General features: G+C 70.7%; 1 pseudogene. It reads right to left on the bottom strand.

The annotated features are described in order from the left end of the window. A pseudogene (locus IF54_RS41945) lies at positions 1–180 on the bottom strand (sugar ABC transporter permease); the annotation flags it as partial. Positions 181–208 lie beyond the last annotated feature (28 nt).

Here is a 208-nt window from a genome sequence, read left to right as displayed (position 1 = left end):
CACCCACACCAGCAGCACGTGCAGCACGGTCGGCACGCCCGCCATGAAGGCGAGCGTGATGCGGTCCCGGCGGGTCAGCAGACGCTTGTGGCCCTGCGCCATGCGCGGGGACGGGGCAGGGCCCGAAGGCGGCACCACGGCCGCCTCCGGGCTCTGGGGGGAGGTTGTGTCGGTAGTCATTTAGCCGCTCAACTCAGCTCAGCTCAGG

The sequence above is a fragment of the Streptomyces sp. NRRL B-3229 genome, from assembly GCF_000719505.1.
GTDB classification, from domain to species: domain Bacteria; phylum Actinomycetota; class Actinomycetes; order Streptomycetales; family Streptomycetaceae; genus Streptomyces; species Streptomyces griseorubiginosus.
This window is presented reverse-complemented; position numbering and strand designations above follow the sequence as displayed.